21 protein-coding genes are annotated in these 22151 nt (G+C 61.6%); 19 read left to right on the top strand and 2 right to left on the bottom strand.

The window, feature by feature from the left end:
* The first annotated feature begins 12 nt into the window (after nucleotides 1-12).
* From BM438_RS05330 to BM438_RS05295, 8 genes are all read left to right on the top strand, one after another.
* A complete protein-coding gene (locus BM438_RS05330; RefSeq protein ID WP_244179263.1) occupies nucleotides 13-513 on the top strand; it encodes a hypothetical protein in 501 nt (166 codons plus the stop codon).
* A gap of 42 nt (nucleotides 514-555) precedes the next feature.
* Nucleotides 556-1395, top strand: coding sequence for a LolA-like protein (locus BM438_RS05325; protein ID WP_200620120.1), 840 nt, complete (start codon nucleotides 556-558; stop codon nucleotides 1393-1395).
* 26 nt (nucleotides 1396-1421) lie between these two features.
* Complete coding sequence (locus BM438_RS05320; RefSeq protein WP_093633298.1) at nucleotides 1422-2255, top strand: LolA-like protein; 834 nt, start codon at nucleotides 1422-1424, stop codon at nucleotides 2253-2255.
* A 2-nt stretch (nucleotides 2256-2257) separates the two neighbouring features.
* On the top strand, nucleotides 2258-3952 hold the full coding sequence (locus tag BM438_RS05315) for a c-type cytochrome (protein WP_093633297.1): 1695 nt from the start codon (nucleotides 2258-2260) through the stop codon (nucleotides 3950-3952).
* Between the two features lie 441 nt (nucleotides 3953-4393).
* On the top strand, nucleotides 4394-5635 hold the full coding sequence (locus BM438_RS05310) for a cytochrome C (RefSeq protein ID WP_244179262.1): 1242 nt from the start codon (nucleotides 4394-4396) through the stop codon (nucleotides 5633-5635).
* 26 nt (nucleotides 5636-5661) lie between these two features.
* The gene (locus BM438_RS05305) at nucleotides 5662-6336 is read left to right on the top strand and encodes a c-type cytochrome (protein WP_093633295.1); all 675 of its coding nucleotides are present in this window, start codon (nucleotides 5662-5664) and stop codon (nucleotides 6334-6336) included.
* A 426-nt stretch (nucleotides 6337-6762) separates the two neighbouring features.
* A complete protein-coding gene (ccsB, locus tag BM438_RS05300; protein WP_093633294.1) occupies nucleotides 6763-7986 on the top strand; it encodes a c-type cytochrome biogenesis protein CcsB in 1224 nt (407 codons plus the stop codon).
* A 191-nt stretch (nucleotides 7987-8177) separates the two neighbouring features.
* The gene (locus BM438_RS05295; RefSeq protein ID WP_093633293.1) at nucleotides 8178-8687 is read left to right on the top strand and encodes a DUF1269 domain-containing protein; all 510 of its coding nucleotides are present in this window, start codon (nucleotides 8178-8180) and stop codon (nucleotides 8685-8687) included.
* Between the two features lie 99 nt (nucleotides 8688-8786).
* Here BM438_RS05295 and BM438_RS05290 read toward each other — a convergent pair whose 3' ends face one another.
* Entirely contained in the window at nucleotides 8787-9419 is a 633-nt protein-coding gene (locus BM438_RS05290; RefSeq protein WP_093633292.1) for a lytic transglycosylase domain-containing protein, read from the bottom strand.
* 557 nt (nucleotides 9420-9976) lie between these two features.
* Here BM438_RS05290 and BM438_RS05285 point away from each other — a divergent pair.
* Nucleotides 9977-10759, top strand: coding sequence for a response regulator (locus tag BM438_RS05285; protein ID WP_093633291.1), 783 nt, complete (start codon nucleotides 9977-9979; stop codon nucleotides 10757-10759).
* Nucleotides 10760-10777: 18 nt separating this feature from the next.
* Here BM438_RS05285 and BM438_RS05280 read toward each other — a convergent pair whose 3' ends face one another.
* Nucleotides 10778-11911: a sensor histidine kinase gene (locus tag BM438_RS05280; protein ID WP_093633290.1), complete on the bottom strand. Its 1134-nt coding sequence runs from the start codon at nucleotides 11909-11911 to the stop codon at nucleotides 10778-10780.
* Between the two features lie 284 nt (nucleotides 11912-12195).
* On the opposite strand from BM438_RS05280, the gene BM438_RS05275 reads away from it, so the two are divergent.
* From BM438_RS05275 to BM438_RS05230, 10 genes are all read left to right on the top strand, one after another.
* Nucleotides 12196-12828, top strand: coding sequence for an SCO family protein (locus tag BM438_RS05275; protein ID WP_093633289.1), 633 nt, complete (start codon nucleotides 12196-12198; stop codon nucleotides 12826-12828).
* Between the two features lie 30 nt (nucleotides 12829-12858).
* A complete protein-coding gene (locus tag BM438_RS05270) occupies nucleotides 12859-13548 on the top strand; it encodes a response regulator (protein ID WP_093633288.1) in 690 nt (229 codons plus the stop codon).
* A 166-nt stretch (nucleotides 13549-13714) separates the two neighbouring features.
* A complete protein-coding gene (gspG, locus tag BM438_RS05265; RefSeq protein ID WP_093633287.1) occupies nucleotides 13715-14164 on the top strand; it encodes a type II secretion system major pseudopilin GspG in 450 nt (149 codons plus the stop codon).
* 63 nt (nucleotides 14165-14227) lie between these two features.
* Nucleotides 14228-15430, top strand: a complete 1203-nt coding sequence (locus BM438_RS05260; RefSeq protein ID WP_093633286.1) for a type II secretion system F family protein — start codon at nucleotides 14228-14230, stop codon at nucleotides 15428-15430.
* A gap of 151 nt (nucleotides 15431-15581) precedes the next feature.
* The gene (locus BM438_RS05255) at nucleotides 15582-17222 is read left to right on the top strand and encodes a GspE/PulE family protein (protein ID WP_234486822.1); all 1641 of its coding nucleotides are present in this window, start codon (nucleotides 15582-15584) and stop codon (nucleotides 17220-17222) included.
* A complete protein-coding gene (locus BM438_RS05250) occupies nucleotides 17203-18090 on the top strand; it encodes a hypothetical protein (RefSeq protein WP_167378306.1) in 888 nt (295 codons plus the stop codon). Before BM438_RS05255 ends, BM438_RS05250 begins: the two co-directional genes overlap by 20 nt.
* The gene (locus tag BM438_RS05245; protein ID WP_093633284.1) at nucleotides 18087-18614 is read left to right on the top strand and encodes a hypothetical protein; all 528 of its coding nucleotides are present in this window, start codon (nucleotides 18087-18089) and stop codon (nucleotides 18612-18614) included. Before BM438_RS05250 ends, BM438_RS05245 begins: the two co-directional genes overlap by 4 nt.
* Nucleotides 18614-19189 carry a hypothetical protein gene (locus tag BM438_RS05240; protein ID WP_093633283.1) on the top strand — a complete coding sequence of 192 codons (576 nt, stop codon included), beginning with the start codon at nucleotides 18614-18616 and terminating at the stop codon, nucleotides 19187-19189. The genes BM438_RS05245 and BM438_RS05240 overlap by 1 nt, the downstream gene beginning before the upstream one ends.
* Nucleotides 19186-19884, top strand: a complete 699-nt coding sequence (locus tag BM438_RS05235) for a hypothetical protein (RefSeq protein WP_244179260.1) — start codon at nucleotides 19186-19188, stop codon at nucleotides 19882-19884. The genes BM438_RS05240 and BM438_RS05235 overlap by 4 nt, the downstream gene beginning before the upstream one ends.
* Nucleotides 19885-22146, top strand: coding sequence for a secretin N-terminal domain-containing protein (locus BM438_RS05230; protein ID WP_093633282.1), 2262 nt, complete (start codon nucleotides 19885-19887; stop codon nucleotides 22144-22146). It begins immediately after the preceding gene.
* The last annotated feature ends 5 nt before the right edge of the window (nucleotides 22147-22151 follow it).

The following is a 22151-nucleotide window of genomic DNA, read 5'->3' as shown; positions in this document are numbered from 1 at the left end:
AGGGGCGCAGCAATGAAACTTTGCTTCCCCGTGATGAGGCCGGCGCTGCGGATTGCGAGCAGCGTCTGTCTGGCCGCGGCCCTGGTTCAAGGGGCCTCGGCTCAGCAGAGCCCACCGGCAGCGCCCACGCTCAGGCACTCGCCGTATTTGCCGGTGAACATGTCGCAGCATGCGAAGAACTACTACGGGATGATGAAGGGCATCGACAACCTGAGCGTGCGCAGCACGGCATCGGGCAATCTGATTCGCTTCAGCTATCGCGTGACGGATCCGGTGGCGGCACATCTGCTCGGCGAGAAGAGCGCCACCGCCTATCTATACGGCGAAGCCAGTCACGCGCTGCTCGAGATTCCGGTCATGGACAAGATCGGCCAGCTTCGCCAGACCGGTCCGCTCGAAGCCGGGCAGGAGTACTGGATGGTGTTTTCCAACAAGGGCTGCCCGATCAAGCCCGGCGAGCGCGTCGACGTATTCATCGGTTCGCTTCATGTCGACGGACTGATTGTCGAATGATCGCGGCACGGCGATTTGCAACACAAATGGGGGAGGTGACTCATGTCTCGATTTCTTTTGAAGGCGATTTCGGCGGCCTCAGTGGCCGGTGTTCTGGCATCCGGCCCGGCTGCATTCGCGGCCTCGACCGCAGGAACGGCACAAGCCGCGGCGGCGAGTCACTTGAGTGCGGCGCAGATCGTCGAGCGGAACGTCGCGGCACGCGGTGGGCCTCAGGCGTGGCACGCGGTCAATACGATCACGATGTCGGGGCAGATCGAAGCAGGTGGCACGAAGAACACCAGGCTGCCGTTCACGATGACGATGAAGCGGCCGAACAAGAGCCGCTTCGAGATTCGCTTCAAGGAGCAGACGGCGTTTCAGGTATACGACGGCGCGCAGGGCTGGAAGGTCAGGCCCTTCCTCGGACGCAACGAAGTCGAACCGTATACCCCTGCAGAGGCTAAATCGGCAGCGGCATCGGCTGACCTGGAAGGGCCGCTGATCGACTATGCGAGTAAGGGCTCGCGGGTCGAAGCGCTCGGCATGGAATCTGTCGAGGGACATCGCGCGTACGTCCTGAAGTTGACGCAGAAAGACAATACGTCGCGCCGCATCTGGATCGACGCAAGCAGTTTTCTCGAACTGAAGATCGATGGCGAACCACGCAAGCTCGATGGGCGGATGCACAACGTCGCCATTTTCTACCGCGATTACAAGAAAGAAAATGGGCTCGTCATTCCGCACACGCTGGAAACCGCAGTCAGCGGTGTCAAGCCGACGCACAAGCTGATGATCGAGCACGTCACGGTGAATCCGCCGGCGGACGACACCCTGTTCGCGAAACCGCAACTGGCCATGGCCAAAGTGCCGGGCCAACAGCCACAAGCGACTAGCCACTAGCCAACATCCGTGCGAGGTCCACTGCCATGACACGAATCGCACTGTGGGTGCTCATCGGCTGCCTGACGGCGGCGGTGTACGCGAGCGAGCAGATACCGGAGCACGATCTGAGCCCGGATCAGATCGTCGAGAAGAACGTCGCCGCGAGGGGCGGGCTCGACGCATGGAGGAAGATCCAGACGATGGTCTGGGTCGGGCACGTGGATAGCGCGAATACACCCGCGGAGGAATTGCCGTTTGTCCTCGCGCTAAAACGTCCGAACATGACACGCTTCGAGATAACCGTGCTCAACCGGCGGGCTGTCAGAATGTTCAACGGCAAACAGGGCTGGAAAGTGAGTCCGAGCGCCACGGGCAGTGGGGAAGCGCGGCCGTACACCATGGACGAGCTGAGGTCGGCGCACGACGAGCAGGTCATCGATGGCTTGCTGATCGACCATCAGGCGAAGGGTGTCGATGTTGCGCTTGAAGGTGTCGAAAAGGTCGACGGACACGAGGCTTACCGCCTCGGCGTAAAGTTGCCTTCTGGTGTGACCCGTCATGTGTGGGTCGACGCACAGAGCTTTCTTGACGTGAAGTACGACCGCGCGGTGCGGGGCCCTCACGGGCCGATCACCGTTGAAGTGAAGTACAGCGACTACAAGAACGTCGAGGGTTTGCAGATACCGTTCACGATCGAAAGCGGTGTGGTGGCGGCCGGCAAGAGCGACAAGCTGACGATCGACAAGGTGTCGCTCAATCCGCCGCTTGACGATGGGATGTTCGCGAGACCGGCCTCGCAAGGCTGGCACAGTTCGGTCTCGATCAACGCCGAGCCGTCGCCGTCGACGCCGCCCGCCCTGAGCCGGCCGAGCCCCTAGCCATGGACCGCGCCCGGGTCAGCCGACGTGCCATCGCGCGGGTACGATCGCTCGCGGCGCTCGTGCTCATTCAATGTGCCTTGTTCGCCGCGTTAACGGTGCCGGTGGGCAAGGCGAACGCTGCCCCGTCAACGCCGCAGGTTACGTCAGGGAACACGGGGGAAGCGATCTTCCAGAAAGGCGTGCTGGGTTCGGGTGACCAGCTCGAGGCGATGCACGACGGTGGCGTGAACCTGCGAGGCACCGCCGCGGCCTGCATGAATTGCCATCGGCGCAGTGGCCTCGGATCCAGGGAGGGGAATAACAACATCCCGCCGATCACTGACCGTTATCTGGTCCATCCTCGCGCGGACAGTCCCGACGATCTCGACATTCCCTACATTCCCGGCATGCGAACCGATCGCGAGCCTTACACCGATGCGACGATTGCAAGAGCAATACGCGAAGGGCTTGACTCGGAAGGCAAGCCACTCAGCAATCTGATGCCGCAGTACGCGCTGAACGACACCGACATGGCAGCGCTGATCGGCTATCTGAAGCACCTCGATCGACGTGCGTCAACGGGTGTCACTGACACGGTGCTGCACTTCGCGACGATCATCACGCCGGATGCGGACCCCGTGAAGCGACGCGGCATGCTCGATGTGCTCAAACAGTACTTCGATGACAAGAACGTATTTCCGCTCGGTGCGACGCCGCCGCTGCGCTCTTCGCGCAAGATGATGTTCATGGTCAATCGTCGCTGGGAGTTGCATGTTTGGGAGCTGAGCGGACCGCCGTCGACGTGGCATGAACAGTTGAAGCGCTATCTGGCGGAGCAGCCGGTGTTTGCGGTGCTGTCGGGACTCGGCGGCAAGAACTGGGCGCCGGTTCACGAGTTCTGCGAGCAGGAGGCCGTGCCGTGCCTTTTTCCCAACGTGGAAGTGCCGGTCGAAACCGACCAGGATTTCTATTCCGTGTATTTTTCGAAAGGCGTGCTGCTCGAGGCGGCGTTGCTCGCCAGGCGGATTCTCGACGAAGGCAGTGGCAAGCCCATGCAAGCGAAGCCAAAGGTCTGGCAGGTCTATCGCACGGGCGACAGCGGCGAACGGGGTGCAGAGGCGCTTGCCGCGGCATTGAAGGGCCATGGCATCGCGGTGTCGAGCCGCGCTCTTGCGCCAGGCGACAGCGTTGCGCGTTCCCTGCGCGGAATTTCGCGGGCCGACGTGCTGGTGCTATGGCTGCGTCCGCCCGATGTCGAGGCGCTTGGGCATTTGCCACCGCCTTCGGACACCGTGTTCATGTCGGGGCTGCTGGGCGGGCTCGATAGCACACCGTTGTCGGCGAGCTGGCGCGGCGTCACGCGCCTCGCGTATCCATTCGACTTGCCAGACGGACGGCGTGTCCGTGTCGACTATGCATTCGGTTGGTTCTCGATTCGCAAAATCCCGATGGTTGCCCCGCAGGTCCAGGCGGACACCTATCTCGCATGCGGTTTACTGGCGGAGACGCTTGGCCATATGGTCGATGCGTTCGAGAGGGATTACCTGATTGAGCGCATTCAGGACATGCTTGAACGCCGCATCCTGACTGGCTACTACCCGCGCCTGACACTGGCGCCAGGGCAGCGCTTCGCGTCGAAGGGCGGCTATATCGTCCGCTTTGCCGGGCCCGACCGAGTCAGGCTCGTTGCCGACGGGGCCTGGATGGTGCCGTGACGATGTCGTGAGACGAGGCGTGGACCGGCGCGCAAGAACTCACGAGACGCTATCGCCTGCGCGGCCGGGCGTCTCCCCTACCGCAAGAATAGGACGTTGACCCATGTCGTTTCTCGTCGCCCATTTGCACAATGAAAACGTGGCGAAGAGTACAAATGCCTCATCGGAATGGATCACTGTAGTCGCAACACCTCTTTCTCACTTCGCTAGTTGCAGTCAGGCGCAACGTAGTAACGAAGTCAGTGACTTTTGCCGCCGTTGGTAAATGTGTGAAGCACGGCGCAGGGAGAGATAGCCATGGCAAAGACTATTATCAGTATTCCTGCATTTTATAGGATGCTTCATTGCGGTTGGGCGGCGATCTTGATGGCACTTTGTCTGTTCCATGCTTCTACCGCACATGCTCTGCCTATATTCGCACGCCAAACGGGACAAAGCTGCGTGGCGTGCCACGCAGGCGGTCAGTTTCCCGAGCTCACGCCGTATGGGCGCATGTTCAAGTTGAACGGATATACGCTCGGCGAACGCACCATCCCGCTCGCTGTGATGGGAACAGTCGATGTGACCAAAACCCGGCACAACAACGACGCCAACGGCAATCCCATCTCGCCCAAAGACGGCAATCTGACATGGGATGCGGCCAGCATTTTCCTCGCGGGGAAGATCACCGACAAGATCGGCGCGTTCGCTCAATATACCTACACGAACTACGATCACCAGAATGGCGACGGCAGGTGGATCGGTAAATGGGCATCCGACAACACCGATGTCCGTTATGTGGAACGGATCATCGGCGAAGCGAGCGACTTCATACTGGGCGTAACGTTGCACAACAATCCGACTGTGCAGGACGCCTTTAATACCGCGCCTGCATGGAGCTACCCCTACCTTTCTTCGTCGACGAGCGCGGTCGGGTCTCCGCAGTTTACGCCGCTCATCGAGGGGGCATTGGCGCAGCAGGTCGTCGGCATTGGCGGCTACCTGTACTGGAACAAGTTGATCTACGCGGAACTGACTGCGTACAGCACAGCCGACGGAATCTGGTCGTTTATGAGCCATGGCAGCAAGGCCGGAGACCTGGCCCACCCGCAGACCTATCTGAAAGGCTACAACCCGTATTGGCGCCTTGCGCTGACTCGCGAATGGGGCGCGCATAACATCATGGTGGGGACGTTCGGGTTGCTTGCCGATGTCTATCCCAACGATCCAAACGCTTTCCCGATATTCACGCAGGGTGTAACCCGCTATCGTGATATTGGCGTGGATGCGCAGTATCAGTACCTGCTCGATCCGCATACGATTACCGCGCAGGCCCGCTACGTTCACGAGAACATTAGCGATCCGAATAATTTCGTTTTAGGCGACAGTCAATCAGCAAATCTCAAATCGATGCTGTTGAAAATGTCGTACATCTATCAGGCCAAGTATGGCGTGAGCCTCGCCTTCTTCAATGTGACGGGCAGCACCGATAGCGTGGCTTACGCCAGCAGCGCGAACTTTTCTCCTGCCACGCAGGGATGGATACCCGAGATCTTCTGGATTCCAGTGCAGAACATCCGGGTCGGCCTGCAATACACGCATTTCACCAAATACCTTGGATCCCGATCCAACTACGACGGCACCGGGCGAAACGCATCGGACAACGACACGCTGTTTGTCTATTTATGGGCCGCGTACTGGTGAAATTTGGTGGTAAGGAGGTTCGTGACATGAAAACGTTGGCGCAAATCATCTCCCTTGGGATGCTGCTTGCAGGATCGGGCTGTCACGAATTGGATCGGTCAAGGGCGGTCGATAACCCGGCAGTCGCCGGAAAGACCATTGCTCTGCAGGTCTGTTCGAACTGTCATGGTGTGAACGGCGTCTCGGTGTCGCCGGCTTTTCCCAAGCTGGCGGGGCAACGAAAGGAATACATTGTCGATCAATTGACGGACTTCAAGACGCACGCCCGATCGGACCCGAACGCCAAGAGGTTTATGTGGGGCTTTACGCACTTGAGCGAGGCGCAAATCGACGAACTTGCCGCGTATTTTTCCAGTCAGAAGGCGGCTCTGGGTGAATCCGGAGACCAATCGCTGATTGGCGAAGGGAAAGCGATTTTTGTGTCCGGGTTGCCGGACAAGGGCGTCGCGGCATGCGTTTCGTGTCACGGCCAGCATGGCGAGGGAATGAATCAGTTTCCGCGGCTCGCCGGTCAACACGCGGACTACATCGTCAAGCAGCTATTGGTTTTCCAGAGCCGCGTCGATCAAAGACCTCGCGGTGAGGTCATGAAGGCGGTCTGCGGCAATATGTCGGAGCAGGATATGCGCGCAGTAGCTGCCTTCGTGGAAGCGTTTCCGCCGGAAACCGAGGCAGCGGCCAGCCCGCCGGCCGATCAATGAACAAGTTGACTTACGTGTCGCTGCGCCCGTGGACGTGGCGATTCAGAGTCCAGGCCGTCCGTCTGGTCTGTGCAACGCGGATGCACCGTTGCACGGCAGCGGCACCGGCAAGAACGCCTGCGTCGTTGTTGAGATCGCCCCGGGTGGGGGCATCGGCGGCGATGTGGCGAATAGTTTGCGCTCCGTCTCCCCCCGGCGGGCGCTTTTTTTTCAATCTGCAGTGGAAACTTACGGAGCGAATCGGAAAGCGGGCGCTCAAGGTCGCAAGGGGTCTTCCGGTCACGTCTGGCGGCGCGTTTGCGCGACGGGGACCACCACCGGTTGAGCATGCCTTGCGGCCCGGCCGTCGAACGAAGCGCGTCTGGAAAGCAGTCAATTGTGTGCCGACGGCATCATGTCGACGCGATCGGCACAACGGAGAGCACCATGAACCTGACCCAATCGTCTCTTGACGCCGCTGCGCCGGACCCGGTGCCCGTGCTTAAGTGGGATGTCTCAAAGACCGCGGCTCAAACGGTGGCTCCGCTCGACGAGCGGCCGTTTCTGAAACGCCTCGGTGTCGTCGACTGGCTGTTCGCCGTCGTGATGGTCGCGGGCGCGGGGTTTGCGCTGTCGCGCTATCACCCGTTCATGAATTATTACGACAAACTGGTCCTGTGCCTCGCGGTTCCGGTGTTCGTCGTACTCGGCTGGCGCTGGAAGCCGGTGCGTCCGCTGATGGTGGGCATCGCCGCGCTGTCGCTGCTGGCGATCCAGATCTATCACGGCGATCTGACGCGCGCGGATAACGCGTTCTTCCTCAAATATTTCCTGTCGAGCCAGTCCGCGATTCTGTGGATGAGCGCGCTCTTCGTGTTCGCCACCGTCTTCTACTGGATCGGCTTGCTGTCGCGTTCACCGACCGGCGCCGCGATCGGTTCAAAAATGACGTGGGCTGCGGTGGTGATGGGCTTCGTCGGTCTGATGGTGCGCTGGTACGAGTCGTACCTGATCGGCGCGGACGTCGGCCATATTCCAATCTCCAACCTGTACGAAGTGTTCGTGCTGTTCAGCCTGATCACGGCGCTGTTCTATCTGTACTACGAGCAGCACTACAACACGCGTGCGCTCGGCGCATTCGTGCTGCTGGTGATCAGCGCGGCGGTCGGCTTCCTGATGTGGTATTCGGTCGCGCGTGACGCCCAGCAGATCCAGCCGCTCGTGCCGGCGCTGCAGAGCTGGTGGATGAAGATCCACGTGCCGGCTAACTTCATCGGCTATGGCAGCTTCGCGCTGTCGGCCATGGTCGGGGTCGCGTATCTGGCCAAAGAGCGCGGTGTGCTGGCCGACCGCCTGCCGCCGCTCGATGTGCTCGACGACCTGATGTACAAGTCGATCGCCGTCGGCTTCGCATTCTTCACGATCGCGACGATTCTCGGCGCGCTGTGGGCTGCGGAAGCATGGGGCGGTTACTGGAGCTGGGACCCGAAGGAAACGTGGGCGCTGATCGTGTGGCTGAACTACGCGGCCTGGCTGCATATGCGCCTGATGAAGGGCCTGCGCGGCGCGGTGGCGGCATGGTGGGCGCTGACCGGCCTGCTGGTGACGACCTTCGCGTTCCTCGGCGTCAACATGTTCCTGTCGGGGCTGCATAGCTACGGCAAGCTGTAAATGAATGCCGGAGCGCTCACACCCTTCGCCCGAAGCTCCGGCTTGGCGGAGCATGGTTCGAGCGGCGATACGCACTGCGGGTCCCTACCCATTCCGTTCGGCGAGCATTCCTACTTTTTCTCGTTGCCACTCCGCGCAAGAATGTAGTCACGGGTCCGGACGGACCCCGATCCACGGTCAGCGAGGTCGCCATGAGACGCATATACTTTTTGCTGCCGAGCACGCAATGTGCGCGGATGATTGTTGACGAGCTTCTGGTGAGGCGAGTCGATTGGCGGCATATCCACGTGATTGCCAACCATAGCGTGCGGCTCGACGATTTGCCGGAGGCCACGCTTGCGCAGAGCAGCGACTTGCTTCACGCACTGACACGAGGTACAGCGGCGGGTTGCGCGACCGGCATGTTGACGGGCCTGGTTGCATTGGCTTATCCGCCGGCGGGCCTGACCATTGCGGGTGGCGTTGTCGTTGCGCTCACGCTCGCGGGCGCCGGGTTCGGCGCATGGACGGCGACGATGATCGGTGTCGATGTACCGAATACGCGGCTGAAACGGTTCGAAGAGGCGATCGAGCGGGGCGAATTGCTGATGATGATCGACGTCCCAAAGGACCGCGTCGAGGAAATTGAAGAGATGATCAAGCTCCACCACGCGGAGGCCGAGATCCGGGGAACGGAGCCGACCATTCCCGCATTTCCGTAAACTGTTCCCGCACTCGGCAACAGTACGACGAGGCCGGCGGCTGGCCACGCCTGGATGTCATCGATATGGGTGCCGGCTTGCCGCCGGAGCGCGCAACGGTTAACCGGCTGCGAGCATGCGTCGATAGCGCTCCAGAACCCGTGGCACGTAAAGGCGCGTTTCCCGCACTGAGGGCACGCGATAGCCGGCCCGAATCACAGCATTTTCCCCGGCGTTGTACGCGGCCACGGTGAGTTCGACATCGTCCTTGAAGAGATCGAGAAGGAAGCGTAGATAGCGGGCTCCGGTCAGCACGTTGTCTCGCGGATTGAGCATGTCTCCACCGGCAAAGCGCCGTGCCGTCTCCGGCATGACCTGCATCAGGCCCAGCGCACCTTTGTCTGAAACCGCTTTCGGGTTGTATCGCGATTCGACGTCGATCACTGCGCGCAAGAGTTCGGGCTGAACGCGAAAGGTGCGGCTTGCTTCGTCGATCACATCCGCGAACCGCGACGCGTCGCCGCTCCCGGACGATGAGGCTTGCGCACGCTTCGCATCGCGTTCGGCAGGTGGATCGCCGGCAACGATGACGGCCAACCCTGCTTTGCCAGGTACGTTGGTCAGGATGATCGCACCGTTACTCGCCACCGCTCCAAAAATCTCCGCGCGTGCCACCCCCGGTGATGCCATGCCAAGCACCGCGCATGCGATGAGGATCGCGTTTTCCGGTCTGGATGAAGGGCAATGGCGCATGGTCGTGTTCTCCCGCACCTCAATTGTGGTGTGGAGAAATGCGCATCGGCAATGGGGCACCTCCCTACACTTTGAGACGCAAGACGGATGCATCGGAGGGCTGTACAAAACCGTTACATTCGTAATGCGTGGTAACCGTGGGTAATCGGACGCGTCATGACCTGGCGTATCCGTCGAGGGAAAATATTTCCGATTCTGATTGTTAATTGGCAAGTCCTGTCACGCTGACCGATTCGTCGCGCAATGTCTACTCTATCGGTATTGCTACTAATCTCCAGTCCTGGGAAAAACAGTTCAGATTTGAAACATACACGTAGCTATCGTCGGCCATTTCAAACGTCGTATGAATTTAGCAGGCTGATCAATGCTGGCTTGCAGAGACATGGCGCGAACCTTGCAACGGAGACACGCGTGCGGCGTTGCCGCCCGGCAAGTGAAAAATAAAGTTAGTAATTCGAAAGGATTGGCCGCAAGGAAAAGACGAGGCATGCGGTGGGTGCCGTTTGACGGCTGTACTGCATTGTCGCGACCGGTTCATGGTTGCCAGGGGTAAACACATGAATACCAACTGCCGTGTCGTGATCGCCGAAGACCACGATCTGCTACGGAACGGGCTGCGCTCGATGCTCTCGGCGCAGGGGGGCTATGACGTCATCGGCGAAGCGAGGGACGGCAAGGAAGCCTGTCAAATGGCGATGACGCTGAATCCCGATCTGATGCTGATGGACCTGTCGATGCGAGGTATGAACGGAATCGATGCTAGCGCGGCGATCAAACGCCGATCGCCGAACGTACGAATCGTCGTGCTCACGGTTCACCAGAGCGAAGAGTATGTGCGTGAGGCGCTGCGCGCCGGTGTCGAAGGCTACGTGCTGAAAGACGTCTCGTTCGATGAACTCCTGGTCGCGATGCGTATGGTTATGCAGGGGAAGAAGCATCTGAGCGCCGACGTGTATGGCTACATGGTCGACTCGTTCGTCACAGGCCGAGAGGCGCCCGCGCCAAAGAAGGCGTGGGACATTCTGACGGCGCGGGAGCGCAGCGTTCTGAAACTGATCGCAGAAGGGCGCACCAACCGGCAGGTAGGGCAGTACTTGAATCTCAGTCCAAAGACGATTGAGAAGTATCGGGCCAGCATGATGCACAAGCTCAATATCGCCAATCTGACGGAATTGGTCCTGGTCGCTATCAGCATGGGTCTGCTGACTTCCCTGGCCGAGAAGTGTTCCGAGCCGAAAATTGACGACACACCTGTCCGATTGTCGGCCGATCTGGATCGACAGTCGGAATCGCCTGAAGACACGGGGTTGCCCAGGTACGGGCTGGGAGCGGGGCGTTGAGCGCGAACGGAAATTGCGCTAGGCGTTCCATGCCGCCGAGACCAGCGTTCCGCTCGTACCGAACGACTGGATTGAAAACGTGCCGCCGTGCGACTCGACCCGGTGCTGCATGCCGATGAGACCAAGCCCGGTTGTACAGGCGTCTTCTGTCGACAGAGAACGGTTTTCGTAGCCGATGCCATTGTCCTGAATCGTCATCAGGAGGCCGCCCGCAATACGCCGGAAACCGAGCGTGACTTCCGTGGCCGCTGCATGCTTGACGGTGTTGTTCAACGCTTCTTGGGCGAGTCTGAACATGTCGGCCTTCAGATGCTCCGGCACGTCCTCGTCGTCGACATCGCAGTTGAACACAACTGAGACGTTTTCGGCGCCGCGCTCGATGCGCCGGCATAGTGAACCCAAGGCGGCGGGCAGGCCGAGCTGATCGAGCATCAGCGGACGCAGCTCGCCGCATATCTGCCTCACGTCGCCGATCGTCTCGCGGATTCTGAGCACCGTTGCATCCAGCAGCTGGGCTGCGTCGTCGACCTGCCCGCGGCGTATCCGCATCAACGCATCCTCAGCCATCAGCTTGACGAGCGTCAATGCTTGCCCGAGGCCGTCGTGCAGTTCCGCTGCAAGGCGTTGACGTTCTTTCTGTTGACCCATAGTTAAATACGTCAGGTGGTCCCGCGCACTCGCATCGGGCAAACGCGTGGCATTCGCAAGCTCGGGTCCGGAAACCAGTGGCTCCTCAAAAAGCGTCAGCAACGCACTGCGCCCGGTCTGGCCGGTGGGGACCGACTGCTGGTGCAGCATGAGCTGGATCGGCTGGCCGGTGCGGCCGCCGAGTACCGTAGGAAAGGAGTGAAATTCTCGATGAGCGCTCACGGACAATTCGCTCGCGAGCGGCGCGCAAGAGCTGGCCGGCGCCATGTCGGCGAGTTGCTTGCCGACCAGGTCGGAATTCGAGTAGCCGAGGAGGGCAGCCGCAGTGCGGTTTGCCGACAGGAATGTTCCATCCGGCGTGAGAAGGGCAAGTGCCGCGCCGCGCGCATCGGTGACGCTGGCGGTACCTGGCTCGTGGGTCCGGGCCGCAATGCAAAGCTTGCGCATGGCCTCGATCAGGTCGGCCAGCTTTATCTGCAATCCCGTGGGCTCGTTTGCATCCATTGGAGGTCCCGATGCGTTTTCTTAAGGAAACCTTAAGGCTATAAGTGATTGTAGGCCTCGATTGACGCTCGCTGCAACCGGGCAAGTACTGAGTCGCGATGTGGGGACACCCCGGCTGAACGAGGCGGGTTTTCCCGCAGGCGGACATGCCCTACCGTGCTTTGGGGGCTCTCATCCAATGACGCTTGCGCGCAAATTCATGAGACTGAACATGCACGGTGGCGCGCCTTTCATGCGCTCACGCGGGTATCGACGCCGTGCTCATGATACTTCTGGAGCCAGCGATGAGAACGACCAACGTAGTCCTGATCGGCGCGGTCCTGCTAGCCGGCGCCGGACTGGCAGGTCCCGCGGCATGGTGCGCGTCTGCCGCAGACGCTGCCGATGGCGCCGACGCGCATATGCATCATCACATGATGTCGGGGACGATGCGCTCCACAGTCGACTACACGCTGCCGCCGGTGAAACTGGTCAGAGACGACGGCAAGACGGTCTCGTTGATCGATGAATTGAATGACGGCCGGCCGGTAATCCTGACTTTCATTTACACCACGTGCACCACTATTTGCCCGATGGTCAGCCAGACGCTCGAGAAGTTGCAAAGCGAGTTGGGCAGCGACCGGGACAAGGTGCACATCGTGTCGATCTCGATCGATCCTGAGCAGGACACGCCGGCACGTCTTAGAACGTATGGAGCCCGATTCGACGCCGGCCCCGAGTGGCAGCACTACACCGGCACGGTCGAGGCCAGCATTGCGACGCAGCGCGCCTTCAACGTCTATCGGGGTGACAAGATGAATCACACGCCGGTTGCATTTGTGCGGGCGGCGCCTGGAAAGCCGTGGCTGCGTATTGACGGCTTCGCGACGCCGGCGGAACTGCTGAGCGCCTACCATGACGCTGTCGCGTCCAACTAGCGGCGCACGGTGCAGACAGGAGCGACGAAATTGGCAAAACAGCACCGTGTGCTGATTGCGGAGGATCAGCATCTCTTGCGCAGCGGCCTTTGTCGCATGGTGTCCGAACTATGCGACTACAGCATCGTCGGCGAGGCGAGCGACGGACTCGAGGCATACCGTCTTGCGATTGCTACGATGCCCGATCTGATCCTGATGGACCTGTCGATGCCGGGCGGCAGCGGTTTCGAGGCGATCGCCGCAATCAAGCGCCGCGCGCCGCAGATCCGCATTATCGTCCTCACCGTTCACCGCAGCGAAGAACATGTGCGAGAGTCGTTCGCCGCGGGTGCCGACGGATATGTGATCAAGGATGCGTCATTCGAAGACCTCGTCGGCGAGATGCGGCTTGTCATGCAGGGCAAGCGCAACACGAGTCTCGACGTTTGCGGTCGCTGTGCCGGTGCACCGGATTTCGCTTCGGCTACCCGGCAAAAAGCGCACCTCTGGGATGCGTTGACCGGCCGCGAGCGGTCGGTGCTGCGGCTCGTTGTCGAGGGGCACACCAATCGGCAGGTCGGCGAGCACCTGAAGCTCAGCCCGAAAACGATCGAAAAGCATCGCGCGAATCTGATGCGCAAGCTGGGCATCACGAACGTGACAGGTCTGGTGCGCATCGCGATCGACATGGGCGTGCTGACGCTGCCGGACGAAGAGCACGTGCATCACCCCTCCGTATAAGCGCGGCGCAACTGGAGGGTCTTTACCCATGTCTTTGGACGGCTCTCCCTACTTCTTGCCCGTATCGACCTGAACAAGAATGCATTCAACGGCTTCGGCAACGCCGAAGCGGTGGGTCGTTACAGGGGGAGCCGTGTACAACGAATTGTCCTCTATCAAGCCCGGCATGCCCGGGCGTCCGTGGCAGTGCGTCCGCCTTGAAAGGGGCGCGCGACGCAGCCACGGCTTCACGCTGCTCGAGCTGCTTGTGGTGATGGTCATCATCGGCTTGCTGGCAGGTCTCGTTGCTCCTCGGTATTTCGAACAGGTCGGCAAGTCGAATACGAAGATCGCGCGCGCGCAGATTGTCTCGCTCGGGCAGGCGCTCGATCAATACCGGCTGGATGTCGGTTCCTATCCGTCGACCGAAGAAGGGCTGCAGGCACTGATCGCCAAACCGCAGGACGCGACGCATTGGAGCGGGCCGTACCTGGCGAAGGCGGTGCCGGTCGATCCGTGGGATCGACCGTACCAGTATCGTTCGCCGGGCGAGCACGGCGACTACGATCTGTTTTCGCTTGGCAAGGATGGACGAGGCGGTGGCGTCGGCGAGAACACGACCGTCTCTTCGTGGTAACGGTGCACCGCGCGGTTGCCGCGACGCCGGGCCAGTAGTGGGTTGTTTGCAAGGAGAGTCGACGTGAAGTTCGTGCTGCGTGTTTTCGATACCAGTGGTGCGGTTCAGACGCTTCGCATCGATAGCGATTCTTCGTCGACTGCGGCGTCGCTTGCACGCGCCCGCGGCCTTCGTGTCGTATCGGTTCGCGCAGACGCGAGCCGGCGGCGCCAGGGGAAAAACTGGGCGGCGCTGCCCGGCGGCAGATTCAACGTCGAACTGTTCGCGCGCGAACTGGCGGCATTACTAGATGCAGGCGTCGGCGTCGTCGATGCATTGCGCACGCTCGGGGGCAACGAGCGCCGCGAGGCATCGGCACAGGTATATCGCGAACTGTTGCGGCTACTGGAAGAGGGGCAGTCACTCTCCGCGGCGCTCGAACACGCGAGCCACATCTTTCCGCCGGTGCTTGTCGCCTGCGTGAAAGCCAGCGAGCAAACCGGCGGCCTCGCGGATAGTTTGACCCGCTATTCGCGCAACAGCGCGATGCTTCACGAACTGCGCGGCCGGGTGGTGTCGGCAGCGATCTATCCATCCGTTCTGCTGCTGGTGGGCGCGGCGGTCGTGCTGTTCCTGCTGGGTTTCGTCGTGCCGAGGTTCGCGACCTTGCTCGAGCACAGCGGGCGTGAGCTCCCGTTGCTCTCGCGCTTGCTGATCGCCTGGGGCAGCATGGTGCACGCCCACGGGGCGGAGTTGAGCGCGAGCCTCGCTGTGCTGGCGGTGGCGGCCGGTTTCGCGCTGCGCAGACCGGCGGTCCGGAGCTGGATCGCCGATCGCATGTTTGCCCTGCCGGGCATTGGGCAACACTTCCGCATCTTTCGCCAGTCGCAGTTTTATCGCACGACCGCCATGCTGGTCGACGGCGGTATTCCCGCTGTGCGCGCGTTCGATCTTGCGCGTGGGCTAGTCGGCCGCGCGGACCAGGCCGCACTCGCGGACGCCCTGCAGCAGGTGCGCAACGGCACAAAGATATCCGACGCGTTTCAGCAGGGCGGACTCGCCAACCCGATTTCCTATCGACTCCTGACGGTGGCGGAGAAGACCGGTGGCCTTGGACCCGTTCTCGACAGAATTGCCGCGTTTCAGGAGGCGCAGGTGTCTCGCACGATCGATCTGATCTCGCGTTTGATCGAACCCGCGATGATGATCTTTATCGGTGTGGTCATCGGTGGAATTGTCGTGCTGATGTACATGCCGATTTTCGAAATCGCATCGAGCATTCAATAGACCCACCTGGAGAAAACACGTGGATACCGTCAGCACGATTCCGGCAAGCCTAAATGTCGAAACGCGTGTCGAACCGCGTGTCGAGTTGCGCGAGGCACTGCGAACGCTCGGCGAGCGGCACGGTTCCGGTATTCGCGCGCTGGAAGAGTTGATGACACAGACGGCACTGAGCGCGGACGAGATGCGCGCCCAGTTGGCTGTGCAATTTCGCATGAAGCCGATCAGCATGCGCGAGTTGAATCAGTACGAGCCTGATTTCGACGTGATGTCGTTTGTCGAAGCGACGACCCGCCTGTGCGTGTGTTTTCGCGAGGCAGATGGAACAAGCGGCACAAACGGTTCAGGCGGCACAAACAGTGGCAAGGGTCTGCTGTTCGTCATCGCCGATCCGCTCGACGCGCGCACGCGAGGCTGCGTCGAACACCGCATGCGCTCGCGGCCGACCGTGCCGTACAGCTGGGCGCTCGCGAGCGCGGGGGACATCAGCGCGTATCTGGCCGTGCGCGAAAAAGACGTGCGGGCGATGGACTCGCTCGCGTTCGACGACCCGATCCAGAGTGCAGTCGATCCGTCTTCGCTCGCGTTGACGCTGCAGGGCATCAGTAGTGACGACAGCCCGGTGGTGAGGCTGCTCAACTCGACGATCTATGACGCGCTGAAGATGATGGCGAGCGACATTCACCTCGAATGCCGCGCCAACGGGTTAATGATCAAGTGCCGCGTGGACGGTGTGCTGACTGTGGTCGGCCGGGTCGAAGGCCGCGATGTCGCGGACCAGGTCCTGTCGCGCGTGAAAGTGATTTCCGAACTCGACATTTCCGAGCGCCGCGTTCCGCAGGATGGGCGTTTCAAAGCGCAGTACGCGGGACGTGACATCGATTTCCGCGTGTCGATCATGCCGAACCAGTTCGGCGAGGACGCGGTGCTGCGGATCCTTGACCGCTATCAGCTTTCGCAGGCCTCCGGCGGTCTGACGCTCGAGGCGCTGGGCTTTCAGCAGGCTGATACACGTTTCATGCGCTCGGTCGCATCGATGCCGTACGGGATGCTGCTCGTGACCGGGCCGACCGGCAGCGGCAAGACGACGACGCTCTACGCGATTCTGACTGAGATCAACAACGGTCTTGAGAAGATCGTGACGATCGAAGACCCGGTCGAATATCAGCTGGGCGACATCCTGCAGATTCCGGTCAACGAAGCGAAGGGCCTGACGTTCGCGCGCGGACTGCGTTCGATTTTGCGGCATGACCCGGACAAGATCATGGTCGGCGAAATCCGCGATCCGGAAACCGCGCAAATCGCCGTGCAGGCAGCGCTGACCGGTCACCAGGTGTTCACCACCGTGCACGCGAACAACGTCTTCGACGTGATCGGCCGCTTCACGAACATGGAGGTCGACCCGTACAGCTTCGTGTCCGCGCTCAACGGCGTCGTTGCCCAGCGTCTCTTGCGGCAGTGCTGTCCGGATTGCACGACCGATGAAGCGGTCGACGCGGACACGCTGGTCCGTTCGGGCATCGATCCGGATACCGCCGGCAGCTACCTGTTTCATCGCGGCACGGGCTGCGCGGCGTGCCGCGGCAGCGGGTACCGCGGACGCCGCGCAATTGCAGAAGCATTGCGCATGAACGACGAGTTGCGGCAACTGCTGTCGGAACGCGCACCGCTTGGGGCTATCAAGGCGGCAGCGATGCGCTACGGCATGCAGTCGCTGCGTACCGCTGCAGTCGAGCTCGTGAAGCGCGGCGAAACGACTCTCGAGGAGATTAACCGTGTCACCATGGTTGAATAGTCCGGTTGCAATCGGAGTCGGCACACGTGAGATTGTCGTCGGTGCGCGCGTGCCTTGGCCGTTACGCCTGCGCAAATCGGCATCTGCCGCCGAGCCTGCCAGCGTTGCGATTCCCGAGGAGCAGTGCTGCACTGAACCGGGTGCACTCGACACGCTGCGCAGAGCGCTTGCCGACACGCTCATCGCAACGCCCGCCGCAGATGCGGCGCCAGTGCCGCAGGAGTTTGTGCAGAAGCGCAACGCACACGTGGTGCTGGATGATTTCTGGGGCAATCACGCGATCTTACGTGGCGATTTCCGCACGCTGCGCGCGCGCGAACTCGAAGAGATCGCGTTAGCGCATTTCACCGATACCTATGGAATTGACGGTGCGTCGCTGGTGGTCCGTTTCGGCGTGCAGCGCGGCGGCCGGGCTCTGTTTGCCAGCGCGATGTCGCGCGAACTGCTTGCCGGTATCCACGACGTGAGCGCAGCCGAACATGTCGGGATTAGCCGCTTGACGTTATGCCTTCCGGAGATGCTCAATCGCATCGGCGATGCGGCCGAGGGCGGTGAGGCGCTGCTGCTGTTCGTCGCGGACGAGCAGATGCAGGCGGTCATGATCGAACAGAATCGCTGGGTCGCCTACGATGCACAACGCCTGTTTCCTGGAGATGCGGACGACGCGTCCCGGCTGGCCGAACTGGCCGAGCAGTTGTTCGAACGCTCGGCAACCCGGGCGAACCTGAAGCACGAAGACTGCAAAATCTTTCTGTTCGGGATCGAGACCGAGTTGGCGCCGTTCGAAGCGCGTTTCGCCGCGGCAATCCGGCAGGCGCCGCCGGCGGACCACTCGCCCGCGCATCGGCTGATGGAGTGTGCGCAATGATCCCGCGCCTTGACCTCGACTTCAGCCGGCGCCGCGCCACCCCTGCGGCGGGCGGGTTGATCCTGCTGTGCGCCGCTGCCGTGCTGTTGCTCGCAAGCGGCGCGCGGCTCTGGCATGCGCACTCGGAAAACGATCGTGCGCAGGCACAACTGGAGGCCGTCCAGCGGCAGACAATGGCGAGCCGGCATGTGGCGAAGGCGCCGCTGACGCCGGCTGCCCGGCTCGCGGAAAAGCAGAGCCAGTCGGTTCTGCGTGAACTGACCGTGCCGTGGCAGGACCTCTTCTCGATCGTCGAAGACTATCCGGATCACGATGTCGCGCTGATCGGCATCGATCAGAACCCCGCGCAAAGCCAGATCCGTATCACGGCCGAGGCGAAGAACTTCGACGCGATGATTGCCTACCTGAAGTATCTGCAGAGCAGCGTTCTGCTGCGGGAAGCCGTGCTGAACGATCACCTGATCGAGACGAACGTACCGGGCAAACCCGTGCGTTTCCAGATCACTGCCGTCTGGAGGAAATGATGAAAGCAGACCAGTTGCAGGACATGCTGTTGACGCTGCGCTTCGAGATGCAGCGCTCGTTCGGCCTGCCGGGACTGCTCGGCGTGCTGGTGATTGGTGTTGCCGCCATCGTGGCCGTCTCGACGCCCAGTGTGGAGTCCGGGACGCACGGAATGGGTGAGATGCAGGATGCCGCGCGAGTCGCGCGGACTGCGAACGCGCATCACCTTGCCGGCGAGCGTAGCGCGGCGGTGGATCCAGTCGCACTCGATACCTTGCCGGGACTGTTCCCGGGTTTCACACAAAGCGCGAACGATATCGCGGTGATATTCGCGCAGGCCCGCGAGAGCAATCTGACGCTCGGCTCAGCCGAATACCAGGTGACGACCGAAGCCGGTGCGCCCTTTACGCGGTATCAGGTGCTGTTGCCTGTCAAGGACCAGTACAGTGCGATCCGGCGTTTTCTCGCGGCAGTCCTGAACAACGTGCCCAATGCGGCGCTCCAGGCGATCCACGTCGAACGTCCCGCAGTCGACGGCAATATTCTCGATGCGCGGGTCCGCTTCGAGCTCATCTACCGGACTGCACAGCCATGAACCTCGCTCTGGTCAAACGCGTTCGAGCGCATCTGCCGGACAGCGCAGCCATGAAACCCGCTCTGGTCACGCGCGTGTTGCTGACGTTCTGCGGGATCGCCGTCGTGGGACTCGGGTATCGCGCGCAGGTGGCGGCGACCCAGACGCCGGTGGTGCTTGCCGCGCTCCACGGCAAGGGGCATGACGACGTGCGGGCGCGGCCTGCTTCCGCTCATCTTCAGTCCGCCGCGTCTGCCGTGCCAGCAACCTCGCGGGGAGCGGCGCCAGCCCCGGTTCCTGCGTCGCGCGTCGGCGCCGCTAGCGCGAGACCGTCGATAGCGACGATAGCGGTGACGCCACGCGCAAAGCTGATCGCCCTGCGCGCGCCGCTGTCCGTCGAATCGGCCAACAATCCGTTCGCCGCCTCTTCGTGGCTTCCGCCGCCGCCTCCAGTCGAGGTGCCGGTCGTACCCGAGGTGCGGGCACCGGCGCCGACTGCGCCGCCCGTGCCTTTCACGTACGTGGGCGAGCTGGATGCGAAGGCGGCCAAGCCGCAGGTATTTCTCAGCAACGGCGAGCGGTTGCTGATCGTTTCGCCGGGCGAAGTGGTTGATGACCAGTACCGCGTCGAATCGGTTTCGGAATCCGACGTGGTGCTGACCTATCTACCGCTTAACCAGACGCAGTCCGTATCCATTCCAAGAGAGGCAAAGTAGATGAAAACCTCACGCACACGGGGTGCGAGCCGCAATGGGGACAGCGGCCCGGCGAACCATCTCTTGCCATCTGTCCCGTTCCGTGCTCAGTGCACCCCAATCGGAGGGATCGCGAGAAAGCGTGCGCTCGCGGTCGCTATCGCCATGCTTGCCGTCAGCGGTTGCATGCAAATGCCGGCCCGGCAGGACAATCCGACCGGCGCCGAGGCGAAAGTCGACTATCTGAACGACCGCAATAGTCAGGTCAACGCGCTGCTCGATCAGGCCGACCAGTTCCGTCTGAGCTACCAGTTCGATGCCGCGATCCAGAAGCTCTACGCGGCAAGCCAGATCGATCCGACCAGCGAACGCGGCCGCAAGATCGGCGCGCTGATCGACCAGGACCGTCGGGATCTTACGACCCTGCAGGAAGCGGACCGCATGATGCAGCGCGGCTCGCTTGCACCGGCGTCCGATCGCGTGCACCGCGTGTTGTTGAGGAATCCGACCAATGCGCTGGCGTTGCAGATGAAAAAGGAAATCGACGATAAGATCCGGCAGCAACGCGCGGACAGGGAAGAGGGGCTCGCCGCTTCGTCGATCATGCGTACGCCGATCACACTGCAGTTTCGCGATGCCAACGTGCGCATGGTCTTCGAAGCGTTGTCGCGCACTTCGGGATTGAACGTCATCTTCGATCGCGACGTCCGTGCGGATTTGAAGACGACCATCTTCGTGACGAACGCGTCACTGCAGGATACGGTCGATATGATCCTGATGCAGAATCAGCTCGACAAGAAGCAACTCAACGCGAATACGCTTTTCATCTACCCGGCGACTCCCGCCAAGCAGCTTGAATATCAGGAATTGAAAGTACGCACGTTCCAGTTGTCGAACGTCGAAGCCAAACAGATTCAGTCGTTGCTGAAGAGCCTGCTGAAGATCAAGGAAGTCGTGATCGACGAGCGCGCGAATACCGTAACGATCCGCGGCACCCCGGACACCATCAAGGTTGCCGAAGAGATGATCGCCGCGCAGGATCTGCCTGAACCGGAGGTGATGCTGGAAGTCGAGGTGCTGGAGGTCTCGCACGAACGCCTGTCCAATCTCGGGATCGAATGGCCAAATTCGTTCTCGGTGTCGACACCGTCCACGGTGGACACATGGGGCGCGTTGCACCATCTTCCCATCAATGCGCTGAATGTCAGCGGTCTGTCTGCGACGGCAAACTTCAAGCTTACGGATACCGACGCGAATTTGCTGGCGAGTCCACGTATCCGGACGCGCAACAAGGAGAAGGCCCGGATCCTGATCGGCGACAAGTTGCCGGTGATTTCGAGTTCCAGCACGCCCAGCACGAGCGGACCGTCATACACGCAAATGATTCAGTACATCGATGTCGGCATCAAGCTCGAAGTGGAGCCACAGGTCTATCGGGATGGCGATGTCGGCATCAAACTGAATCTCGAAGTCAGCAATATCACCAATACGATCCAGAGCGGTAATTCGCAAACAGGTCTGAGTTCGCTCGCCTATCAGATAGGAACACGTAGCGCATCGACAAGCCTGCGCCTGAGGGATGGCGAAAGCCAGATTCTCGGCGGGCTGATCTCGGATCAGGACCGCAGGTCGGCCGACAAGGTGCCTGGCCTCGGGCAGTTGCCCATCCTCGGGCGCCTGTTCTCGGACCACAACGGCGACCATGTGAAGACGGAGATCGTATTGCAGATCACACCGCACATTGTGCGGCCGCAGCTCGCGGCGGATGTGGACACGCAGGAGGTCTGGTCCGGCACCGACGTCAATGTGCACGCCGACCAGCTTCGGCTCGATCCCGTCATGGCCGCCGCGGCGGTGCCCGGAGCGCCGGCTGTAAGGGCGCTGCCCGGCAGCGTAGGCGGTGGCACGGTGGGCGGCAAGTCCGCTCAGGCTGGTGCGGCGGCGAACGGTTCGACGACGGCGCCCGCGACCGGTTCGTTTGGGCAACTACCGCCGCCGCAGCGCACGACGCCGCCACCCGCACCCTACGGCGGACGCTTTGCGCCGCAATCGACCGCGCCGGCGCCGGTGCCGGTTCCCAATGCGCCGCCGGCAGCGGAGCAGGCGGGAGGAGAGGCCGAACCGGGCGCTGGGGCGAACGCGGCGCCGGCGGCCACCCAGCCGCCCGCGCCTCCCCCGGCTGCACCCGCACCGGCGCCCGCGCCCGCTCCGTCGATCTTGCAGATGCCGCCGGGTGACATGGGCAACGATAACCCGCTTCGCTCGATTCAGAACGGGTATTGAGCCGT

Source organism: Paraburkholderia aspalathi (assembly GCF_900116445.1).
GTDB lineage: Bacteria > Pseudomonadota > Gammaproteobacteria > Burkholderiales > Burkholderiaceae > Paraburkholderia > Paraburkholderia aspalathi.
Note: the sequence above shows the minus strand (reverse complement) of the source record. Positions and strands in the feature narration are given on the sequence as shown.

Coding starts and splice junctions, on each gene's coding strand:
- BM438_RS05230 (WP_093633282.1), top strand. CDS start 19,885: ATGAAAACCTCACGCACACGGGGTGCGAGCCGCAATGGGGACAGCGGC.
- BM438_RS05280 (WP_093633290.1), bottom strand. CDS start 11,911: ATGGATGCAAACGAGCCCACGGGATTGCAGATAAAGCTGGCCGACCTG.
- BM438_RS05285 (WP_093633291.1), top strand. CDS start 9,977: ATGAATACCAACTGCCGTGTCGTGATCGCCGAAGACCACGATCTGCTA.
- BM438_RS05275 (WP_093633289.1), top strand. CDS start 12,196: ATGAGAACGACCAACGTAGTCCTGATCGGCGCGGTCCTGCTAGCCGGC.
- BM438_RS05330 (WP_244179263.1), top strand. CDS start 13: ATGAAACTTTGCTTCCCCGTGATGAGGCCGGCGCTGCGGATTGCGAGC.
- BM438_RS05305 (WP_093633295.1), top strand. CDS start 5,662: ATGAAAACGTTGGCGCAAATCATCTCCCTTGGGATGCTGCTTGCAGGA.
- BM438_RS05255 (WP_234486822.1), top strand. CDS start 15,582: ATGACACAGACGGCACTGAGCGCGGACGAGATGCGCGCCCAGTTGGCT.
- BM438_RS05240 (WP_093633283.1), top strand. CDS start 18,614: ATGAAAGCAGACCAGTTGCAGGACATGCTGTTGACGCTGCGCTTCGAG.
- BM438_RS05315 (WP_093633297.1), top strand. CDS start 2,258: ATGGACCGCGCCCGGGTCAGCCGACGTGCCATCGCGCGGGTACGATCG.
- ccsB (WP_093633294.1), top strand. CDS start 6,763: ATGAACCTGACCCAATCGTCTCTTGACGCCGCTGCGCCGGACCCGGTG.
- BM438_RS05235 (WP_244179260.1), top strand. CDS start 19,186: ATGAACCTCGCTCTGGTCAAACGCGTTCGAGCGCATCTGCCGGACAGC.
- BM438_RS05295 (WP_093633293.1), top strand. CDS start 8,178: ATGAGACGCATATACTTTTTGCTGCCGAGCACGCAATGTGCGCGGATG.
- BM438_RS05290 (WP_093633292.1), bottom strand. CDS start 9,419: ATGCGCCATTGCCCTTCATCCAGACCGGAAAACGCGATCCTCATCGCA.
- BM438_RS05325 (WP_200620120.1), top strand. CDS start 556: ATGTCTCGATTTCTTTTGAAGGCGATTTCGGCGGCCTCAGTGGCCGGT.
- gspG (WP_093633287.1), top strand. CDS start 13,715: ATGCCCGGGCGTCCGTGGCAGTGCGTCCGCCTTGAAAGGGGCGCGCGA.
- BM438_RS05320 (WP_093633298.1), top strand. CDS start 1,422: ATGACACGAATCGCACTGTGGGTGCTCATCGGCTGCCTGACGGCGGCG.
- BM438_RS05245 (WP_093633284.1), top strand. CDS start 18,087: ATGATCCCGCGCCTTGACCTCGACTTCAGCCGGCGCCGCGCCACCCCT.